Source organism: Actinophytocola sp. (genome assembly GCF_036555685.1).
In the GTDB taxonomy this organism is placed as follows: Bacteria; Actinomycetota; Actinomycetes; order Mycobacteriales; family Pseudonocardiaceae; genus Actinophytocola.
Window position 1 is genome coordinate 21,579 of the sequence record NZ_DATBKY010000003.1, and the last position, 8,406, is coordinate 29,984.

Genomic DNA, 8,406 nt, shown 5'->3' on the forward strand with positions numbered 1-8,406 from the left:
CAGCCTATTCTTCACCCCGGCGGGCGCACGCGCCGGTTGCGCACCGCGTCGTCCGCGTCGAAGCGGGTGAGGATCGCGGCCAGCAGCTCCCGGGCCTCGTCGACCCGCTGCGCGCCGAACTCCCGGACCAGCTCGGCCTCCAGTTCGGCGCGCCGCACCCGGGTGCCCTCGACCGCGGCCCTGCCGTGGTCGGTGAGGTGCAGCAGCTTCGCGCGCGCGTCCGCGGGCGACGGCCGGCGGGTGAGCAGGTCGCGACGCTCGAGGTCGGCGACGGCCTTGGACGCGGCCTGCTGGGTCACGCCCATCCGCTCGGCGAGCTCGGTGATCGACAGCGGCCCGGCGACCACGTGCTGGATCACGACGCCGTCGTTGAACCGCAGCTCGCCCATGCCGTCGGCGGCCAGCCGCCGCTGTAGCTCGTCGGTCATCGCCCAGCCCGCGAACAAGGCGAGTAGTGACAGCTCCAGGTCGGCCGGTCTAAGATGCACAACCATGGTTGTGAAATCTAGCAGACCGCCGGACGAGCTGCTCGACGAGTTCGTCCGCATCGCGCATCGCATCGTCTGGTGCACGCTGGTCACCGTCGACCGGCACGGCCGTCCACGCTCCCGGGTCGTGCACCCGTACTGGGAGCGCACCGGGGACGGCCTGACCGGCTGGGCGTTCACCCGGCCCACGACGCCCAAGGTCGCGCACCTCGCGCGGACGCCGTTCGTCTCGTGCTCCTACTGGGACCCCGCCCAGGAGGTGGCCGTCGCCGAGTGCGCGGCCGCGCTGGCGGACGACCCGGAGAGCCGGCGGCACGTGTGGGAGTTCTTCTCGACCGCCGCGGAGCCGCTGGGCTTCGACCCGAAGATCATGGGCGGCGTGGACCATCTGGACCCGGTGGTCACGGTGCTGCGGTTCACGCCGTGGCGGCTCGCGACGCTGACCGGCGCGTGGGAGCGGGTGGCCGAGCTCAGCGTTTCGTCCGCGCGGTAGGTGTCGCCGTGGCCGGGTCGGCCGGCCACGGGTGCTTGGGATAGCGGCCGCGCAGCTCGGTGCGCACCTGCTGGTAGCCCTCGCGCCAGAACGACCGCAGGTCGCGGGTGATCGCGACCGGGCGACCGGCGGGGGAGAGCAGGTGCAGCAGGACCGGCACGCGACCGCCCGCGATCACCGGGGTCTCGGTCCAGCCGAACGCCTCCTGGACCTTCACCGGCAGTACCGGCTCGTCGCCGGAGTAGTCGACCTTGATCCGCGCGCCGGACGGGACCGCCAGCCGGTCCGGGACGAGCTCGTCGAGACGCGCGGCCTCGGGCCAGGGGAGGAGCCGGCCCAGCGCGTCGTGGACGTGGACGCGCTCGAGGTCGGCGCGCCGCGTGGCGCGGGCGAGCTCCGGGCCGAGCCAGACGTCGGCGGCGTCGAGGAGCGCCGCGTCGTCCACCGGTGGCCACGGGGCGCCGATCGCCCTGTGCAGCACGGAAAGCCGGCGCCGCAGCCGGCTCGCCGCCTCGGTCCAGCGCAGCAGGCCGAGGCCCTCGCGGCGCAGGCCGTCGAGTAGCGCCGCGCGCAGCAGGCCCGGGTCCGGGTCGGCGAGGCGGCGCTCGCGCAGCACGATCGCGCCGAGCCGGGAGACCCGGCGGGCGAGCACGTCGCCGTCGGCCCACGCCACTTCGTCCTCAGTGGACATCAGGGCGGGAGCGGCGCGCTCGGCGAGCGCCTGGTCGGCACGGGCCGCGAGGCGGATCTTTCCTTGCGCGCGTCCGGGCCGGCGGTCCGCGCTCGCGACGGCCAGCCACTCCGGTCCGCCGTCGTGGCCCAGCTCCGCGGCGGTGCCGCCGGCCATCAGGTACGTGCGTGCGCCCGGCGCGCGGCGGCGGGCCAGCCGTTCCGGGTGGGCCAGCGCGACGACCAGGGCCGGGTCGTTGGTCCCGTGCGGACCGTCCGCCACCAGCGCGGCGAGCCGGCGGACCTCGCGGCGCCAGCGGCGGGTGCGGTCGTCCTCGTCGCGGCGCAGCCGCCGCAGCGCGTCGCCGACGTCGTCGCCCGTGGCGAGCGTGTCGTCGTCCAGCAGCGCCACGACCTCGGCCGCCGCGGTGGCGCCGACCTCCGCGGCGCCGTCGAGCAGCGCGCGGGCGAGCCGCGGGTGCAGGCCGATGCCGGCGATCCGCCGGCCGCGGGCGGTCACCGCGCCGGCGTGGTCGAGCGCGCCGAGCGCGGTCAGCACGGCCCGGCCGGCGGCGAGCGCGCCGGCCGGCGGCGGATCCCACCAGTCGAGGCCGGCGCCGTCCGGGGTGCCCCAGCACGCGAGCTCCAGCGCGAGCCGGGTGAGGTCGGCGGTGCGGATCTCGGGGTCGGGCTGCGCGGGAAGCGTGGCGTGCTCGTGCTCGGGCCAGCAGCGGTAGACCCGCCCGGCCGCCTCCCGCCCGGCACGCCCGGCCCGCTGCTCGGCGACCGACGCGGACACCCGCGTGGTCACCAGCCCGCCGAGCCCGCGCCGGTGGTCCATCGTGGACACGCGGGCGAGCCCGGAGTCGACGACCGCGCGCACGCCCGGCACGGTCAGGCTCGACTCGGCGACCGCGGTCGCGAGCACGACCCGCTGCCCGGTGCCGGGCCGCAGCGCCGCGTCCTGCCGGGCCGCGGACAGCCTGCCGTGCAAGGGAACCACGTCGGCACCGGACAGCAGCGTGGTGGTCCGCGCGATCTCGCCGGCACCGGGCAGGAAGGCGAGCACGTCACCGTCCGATTCGGACAGCGCGGTCCGCGCGGCGCGGGCCACGCACGCCTCGATGCGCTCGCCACGAGCCGGCGGCGTGTACGTGACGGTCACCGGGTAGGTCCGCACGTGCGCGCGGACGACCGGCGTGCCCGGCCCGAGCAGCTCGGCGATCCGGCCGGTGGCGACCGTCGCGGACGTGGCGAGCAGGCGCAGGTCCGGCCGCAGGCCCGCGCGCGCGTCGAGCAGGAGCGTGAGCAGCAGGTCGGCGTCGAGGTGGCGTTCGTGGCACTCGTCGAGCAGGACGAGGCCGGTGCCCGGCAGGCTCGGGTCCGCCTGCAGCCTGCGCACCAGGAGCCCCGTGGTCACGACCTCGATCCGGGTGCGGGCGGAGGTCCTGCGGTCGCCGCGCACGGCGTAGCCGACGGTTTCGCCGACCGGCTCGCCGAGGATCGCGGCCATCCGCGCGGCCGCCGCCCGCGCCGCGAGCCGCCGCGGCTCGGCCACGACGATCCGGCCGCCGACGGACTCCAGCAGCGCGAGCGGGACGACGGTCGTCTTGCCCGTGCCGGGCGGCGCGACGAGCACGACCGCACCGTGCCGGTCGAGCGCCCCGGTGACGTCGCCCAGCACGGCACGGACGGGAAGGTCGGGCAGCCGCACGTCCCCGAGTGTGCCGCGCGGGTCGCTCAGGGGAGCAGCCGGGACGGCGGCTCGCCCAGCGCGGGCGCCACGCCGTGCACGAGCGCCTCGATCGGGGTGCCGAGGAAGACGTCGCCGGCGAAGATCATGGTCTCCCGCTCGCCGGTGGCCGGGTCCTCGAGGCTGTACCCGGTGCCACGGCGGCCGATCCGGTCGGCCACGTTCTCGGACACCTGCGTGCCCGGCAGCGACGCGACGACCTTCCGCATCGCCGTCCGCAACGCCGGCGAGATCCCGTTGCCGGCCAACGCCTGCTCTAGGTAGCTGCGCATCCGCAGGCAGAGGTCCCGTTCGCTGAGTGCCACACCGGCGGGCAGCACGCCGTCGTGGACCAGCTGCTGTGCGTCGGCGACCGCGGCGGCGCGCAGGTGGGCGCGGAGGGCGCCGGGTTCGGAGGGAACGCCGGCCAGGAAGTCCAGCGACGGGTAGACGGGCCACGACGGCTTCTGCTTGCAGCCGACGGTCGCGGCGCTCTCGAACGGGAAGCACGTGCCGGCCGTGTCCTCGGGCTTCTCGTGCGGATCCGGGACCACCCGGCCGTGCCGCTGGGACGCGCCGACGATTGCGTGCTGCTGCCACGGACCCGTGCGCCGCGGCGACTGCCACACCTCGACCTCGATGTACCGGTCGTCATCGCCGTTGCCGCGGACCGACCGGGAGTAGTAGACCTCGCCCGGGCTCAGCTCGTACGGGTCCGCGGGGATGCCGATCCGGTGCGCGGGTGGCGCGAGCTGGTGGTCGTCGGGCGTGAGCGCGACGACGGCGCCGGCGATTCCGACCGCCGCGACCACGGCGGCGGCGGCCGGCAGCAGCCGCCCGCGCCGGTGCGGCGTCGCGGGCGGGACCTCGCCCAGCACGGGCATGGGCGTGCCGGGCACGGAGTCCGCCCGGTTCCGCAACGCCGCCGCGAGGGTGCGCTCGAGGTCAGTGGTCATCGGAGAAGTCCTTCATCGTGCGGCGGAGCGTCGCGAGGGCGCGGTGGGCGGAGGACTTCACCGTGCCGACGGAGACGCCGATGGCCTCGGCCGTCTCCGCCTCGGAGAGCTCGCAGTAGTAGCGGAGGATGATCACCTCGCGCTGGCGGGCGGGCAGCAGGTCGACGCGGGTGAGCAGCTCGCGGTGCCGCTCGGCGGCGAGCACCGGCCGGTCCGCGGGTGGCTCGTCGTCGTCCGGCCGGTGCTGGGCGAGGAAGCGGCGCACCGTGCGCAGCCGGCGCAGCCGCGAGCGCGCCCGGTTGAGCACGGCCTTGCGCAGGTAGGCGGCGAAGTGGTCGGCGTCCTCGACACGGGGCTGCAGCCGCCAGACCGCCTCGTAGCAGTCCTGCACGATGTCCGGCGCGGCGTCGGCGTCGTTGACGAGCAGCGCGGCGAGCCGCACGAGCGGCATCCACTGCCGTTCGAGCAACGCGACGAGCGGCGCGGCGTCGGTGACCGGCCGGAGTTGCACGCCCATACCCCGAACACGCCCTTGCCGCCCGAAGGTTCCGTTCTAGTGACTCAGGTCACATAAGTCCCGAATTTCGGAGGCGCCGGCCGGTCCGCGCCCGGCACACTGGCGCGCGTCATGAACGAGAAGCAGATGGTGCGGGTGTCCAAGCGCTTGTCGCTGCACCTGCGGCACGCGCCGGAGCAGATCGGCCTCGTCCTCGGCCCGGGCGGCTGGGTCGCGGTCGACGAGCTGCTCGAGGCGCTGGCCCGCCACGGCCACCGGGTCAGCCGCGAGGAGCTGGCCGAGGTCGTCGCACGCAACGACAAGAAGCGCTTCGCCTTCGACGACACCGGCACGATGATCCGCGCGAACCAGGGACACTCCGTGCCGGTCGACCTCGGGCTCGCCGAGGCGGTGCCGCCGGGCGTGCTCTTCCACGGCACGGTCACCGCCGCGCTGCCCGCGATCCGCCGCGAAGGGCTGCGGCCGATGAAGCGCCACCACGTCCACCTGTCTCCCGACGAGCAGACCGCGACCCGCGTCGGCGCGCGCCGTGGCAAGCCGGTGGTGCTGCGGGTGGACGCCGCCCGCATGACCGGCGACGGGCACCGGTTCTTCCGCAGCGACAACGGGGTGTGGCTGGTGGCCGCCGTGCCGCCGGAATACCTTCGGTAGCCGCTCGGGTACTCTGGCCGGTCGGGGACAGGGCAGGTGGCAGGGCCGAGACTCCGGTGGGGGCAGACGAAGCGTGGACACGCTCACCGAACAACGCCGCGACCTCCCGGCGGCGACACCAGAGCCGGTCGAGCGCGGATTCCGGACCGACATCCAGGCCTTGCGGGCCATCGCCGTGCTCGCCGTCGTCGTCAACCACATCTGGCCCGGGCACCTGTCCGGCGGCTACGTCGGCGTGGACGTCTTCTTCGTCATCTCCGGGTTCCTCATCAGCTCGCACCTCGACCGGGAGATCGTCGCCACCGCGCGGGTGCGGCTCGGCCGGTTCTACGCTCGCCGCGCCCGGCGCCTGCTGCCCGCGGCATTCCTCGTGCTGGCGGTCTGCCTCGTCGCGGCGTACTACCTGCTGCCGTACCCGCGCTGGTCCGGGACCGCGCAGGAGGTCTTCGCCAGCGCCGCGTACTGGGAGAACTGGCTGCTCGCGGTCCACTCGGTGGACTACTCCGCGGCGGACGCGGCGTCGAGCCTCGTGCAGCACTACTGGTCGTTGTCGGTGGAGGAGCAGTTCTACCTGTTCTGGCCGCTGCTGCTGATCGCGTTGTTCAAGCTGCGCAGGCGTGCCGCGCAGCTCGTCGGCATGGCGCTCGTCGGCGGCGCGTCGCTCGCGTACAGCGTCTACCTGACCGCGCACTCGCCCAACGAGGCCTACTTCGTCACCCCGGTCCGGGTGTGGGAGTTCGCCCTCGGCGCGATCGTCGCCCTGGCCGGCACCCGGCTCGCGCTGCCGCGCTTCATGTCCGGGTACGGCACGCTGGCCGGCCTGTCGATGATCATCGCGTCGGCGGTCTACTACGGCGACCGCACCCCGTTCCCCGGCTACCTCGCGCTGGTCCCCACGCTCGGCACCGCGCTCGTCATCGTCGACGGCAACCGCGGCGAGCGGCAGTGGCACACCGTCCTCACCGCGTCCCGCCCGGCGCAGCTCATCGGCGACGTCAGCTACTCGCTCTACCTCTGGCACTGGCCGCTGCTGCTGCTCGCCCCGTTCGCGCTCGGCGACCTGCTGCCCGGCGGCCGGATGACCCTGCCGTACCAGGTGGGGGTGCTCGTGGTGGCCGTGCTGCTCGCGATCGCGTCGAAGTACCTCGTCGAGGACACGTTCCGCACCTGGCAGGCCTTCGCCCGGCACACCTCGCTCACGTTCGCCGGCATGATCGCCGGGCTGATCGCCATCTCGTCGGTGGCCTTCGCGCTGACCTGGACCTACGACCGGCACGTCGCCCAGGCCGAATACGAGGCCGACCGGACCGCGGCCGCCGCGGTCAAACGCCCGCCGCCGTGCCACGGCGCGCCCGCGATGCTCCCCGCCCACAACTGCACCGCCCGGTTCGGGCCGGCGAAGGTCGTCGAGATGGGGCCGGTCAACGAGTACTACAAGCTCGTCGACGGATGCGAGCCGACCGACGAGAACAAGGTCGGCTCGCGGCGGACCACGACCGTCTGTGACTTCAGCGGCGGGCGGCCGGACCCGGAGATCGTCTGGCTCATCGGCGACTCGCACGCCCAGCAGTGGCAGAGCCCGCTGATCGACCTCGCCCGCGAGCGCAAGTGGGTGCTCAAGCTCGGCTACCTGGGCGGCTGCCCGTTCGCGAGGATCGACTTCGCCGGGTACGTCGCGCCCGGCGCGGACCCCGCGGGCGAGCGCGCGTGCATGGACTGGACGTCGGACATGGCCGACGTGATCGCCGACGACCGGCCGGCCGCCGTGGTCATGACGTTCTACGCGCGCCAGGAGATCGCGGACGACGGCAGCGGCCGGTCGCAGACCGACCAGTACCGCACGGGCCTGGAGGAGTACTGGCGGAAGTGGACCTCCGCCGGCGCCCGCGTCGTGGTGCTGGCCGACCCACCACTGAACGGCGCCGTCCGCGAGGTCGACTGCGTGGTGATCAACCCGGCGAACCCCAGGGCCTGCGCGGTGGACCGCAAGGTCGCCCAGCCGCCGGACCCCCTGGTCGAGGCGGCCCGGTCCACCGACATACGAGACGTGTCGCTGGTCGACCTGACCGACTACTTCTGCGACCCCCGTCGCTGCTACGCGGTCGTCGGCAACGTGGCCGTCTACTACGACGCGAACCACCTGAACCGGGAGTTCAGCCGCACCCTGAAACCGATGCTCGCCCGCTCCCTCGGCTTCCGCTGACCACGCGCGGGGCCCCGTCCCGGTCGCCCGGCTCTCCTCGAGGGCGTTTGTGCGGAACCTCACCGAGCCGAGCCCGGCCCGGATACATAAGCAAGTGATATAAATTTGGGGATGACCGCATACGACGCGGCCGAAATCTCGGTCGCCTTCGAGGAGCTGGTCCGCCTCTACCGGCGGCTGAACCCGGCCGGTGGGCTCTCCGCCACCGCGGCCGCGACGCTGTCCAGCCTCGACCGGCGCGGGCCCGCGCGGCTCACCGAGCTCGCCGTCCAGGAGGGCGTCAGCCAGCCGGCGATGACGCAGCTGATCACGCGGCTGCAGGACGCGGGCCTGGCCAGGCGATCGCCAGATCCCGCGGACGGCCGGGTGGTGCGGGTGCACATCACCGACGCCGGCCGCGCGGAGCTGCGCCACCGGCGGGCGGTACGCACCACGCGGCTGGCCACCCTCCTCGAGCGGCTCACCGAGCCCGACCAGGAAGCGCTGAGCGCCGCGCTCCCCGCCTTCGCCGCGCTGACGCGGCTCTCCCACGAGCGAGAACGGAGTAGTACATGAGCGGCCCGGCCGTGGCCAGCCCCTTCAGGCAACCCAAGGCCGTCTTCGCGGTCGCCTTCGCGTGCGTGGTGTCCTTCATGGGCATCGGCCTCGTCGACCCGATCCTGCCGGCGATCTCGCACGACCTGAACGCGACGCCGAG

General features: G+C 74.4%; 8 protein-coding genes and 1 pseudogene. 5 read left to right on the forward strand and 4 right to left on the reverse strand.

The genetic code is table 11. The features are described from left to right. Positions 1–11: 11 nt before the first annotated feature. Complete coding sequence (locus tag VH969_RS00300; RefSeq protein WP_331968349.1) at positions 12–494, reverse strand: MarR family winged helix-turn-helix transcriptional regulator; 483 nt, start codon at positions 492–494, stop codon at positions 12–14. Between VH969_RS00300 and VH969_RS00305 the strand changes: the two genes are divergently transcribed. Beyond that, on the forward strand, positions 493–981 hold the full coding sequence (locus VH969_RS00305; protein WP_331968352.1) for a pyridoxamine 5'-phosphate oxidase family protein: 489 nt from the start codon (positions 493–495) through the stop codon (positions 979–981). The two genes, VH969_RS00300 and VH969_RS00305, sit on opposite strands and share 2 nt — an antisense overlap. On the opposite strand, the gene hrpB is transcribed toward VH969_RS00305, so the two are convergent. The 3 genes from hrpB to VH969_RS00320 are packed head-to-tail and all read right to left on the reverse strand — an operon-like array spanning position 959 to position 4,849. After that, complete coding sequence (hrpB, locus tag VH969_RS00310) at positions 959–3,364, reverse strand: ATP-dependent helicase HrpB (protein ID WP_331968355.1); 2,406 nt, start codon at positions 3,362–3,364, stop codon at positions 959–961. The genes VH969_RS00305 and hrpB overlap by 23 nt on opposite strands. 26 nt (positions 3,365–3,390) lie before the next feature. Further along, positions 3,391–4,338, reverse strand: coding sequence for a hypothetical protein (locus VH969_RS00315; RefSeq protein ID WP_331968360.1), 948 nt, complete (start codon positions 4,336–4,338; stop codon positions 3,391–3,393). Further along, positions 4,328–4,849, reverse strand: coding sequence for an RNA polymerase sigma factor (locus VH969_RS00320; RefSeq protein WP_331968363.1), 522 nt, complete (start codon positions 4,847–4,849; stop codon positions 4,328–4,330). Before VH969_RS00320 ends, VH969_RS00315 begins: the two co-directional genes overlap by 11 nt. Positions 4,850–4,966: 117 nt before the next feature. Between VH969_RS00320 and VH969_RS00325 the strand changes: the two genes are divergently transcribed. From VH969_RS00325 to VH969_RS00340, 4 genes and pseudogenes are all read left to right on the forward strand, one after another. Continuing rightward, the gene (locus VH969_RS00325; protein ID WP_331968366.1) at positions 4,967–5,506 is read left to right on the forward strand and encodes an RNA 2'-phosphotransferase; all 540 of its coding nucleotides are present in this window, start codon (positions 4,967–4,969) and stop codon (positions 5,504–5,506) included. Between the two features lie 73 nt (positions 5,507–5,579). Next, complete coding sequence (locus tag VH969_RS00330; RefSeq protein ID WP_331968369.1) at positions 5,580–7,709, forward strand: acyltransferase family protein; 2,130 nt, start codon at positions 5,580–5,582, stop codon at positions 7,707–7,709. A 111-nt stretch (positions 7,710–7,820) separates the two neighbouring features. After that, positions 7,821–8,264, forward strand: coding sequence for a MarR family winged helix-turn-helix transcriptional regulator (locus VH969_RS00335; protein ID WP_331968372.1), 444 nt, complete (start codon positions 7,821–7,823; stop codon positions 8,262–8,264). Then, a pseudogene (locus VH969_RS00340) lies at positions 8,261–8,406 on the forward strand (MFS transporter); the annotation flags it as partial. The gene VH969_RS00335 and the pseudogene VH969_RS00340, both read left to right, overlap by 4 nt.

Bases quoted from the DNA above. Each gene is read 5' to 3' on its own strand.
- VH969_RS00325 (WP_331968366.1), top strand. From the start codon at position 4,967: ATGAACGAGAAGCAGATGGTGCGGGTGTCCAAGCGCTTGTCGCTGCAC.
- VH969_RS00305 (WP_331968352.1), top strand. From the start codon at position 493: ATGGTTGTGAAATCTAGCAGACCGCCGGACGAGCTGCTCGACGAGTTC.
- VH969_RS00335 (WP_331968372.1), top strand. From the start codon at position 7,821: ATGACCGCATACGACGCGGCCGAAATCTCGGTCGCCTTCGAGGAGCTG.
- VH969_RS00300 (WP_331968349.1), bottom strand. From the start codon at position 494: ATGGTTGTGCATCTTAGACCGGCCGACCTGGAGCTGTCACTACTCGCC.
- VH969_RS00315 (WP_331968360.1), bottom strand. From the start codon at position 4,338: ATGACCACTGACCTCGAGCGCACCCTCGCGGCGGCGTTGCGGAACCGG.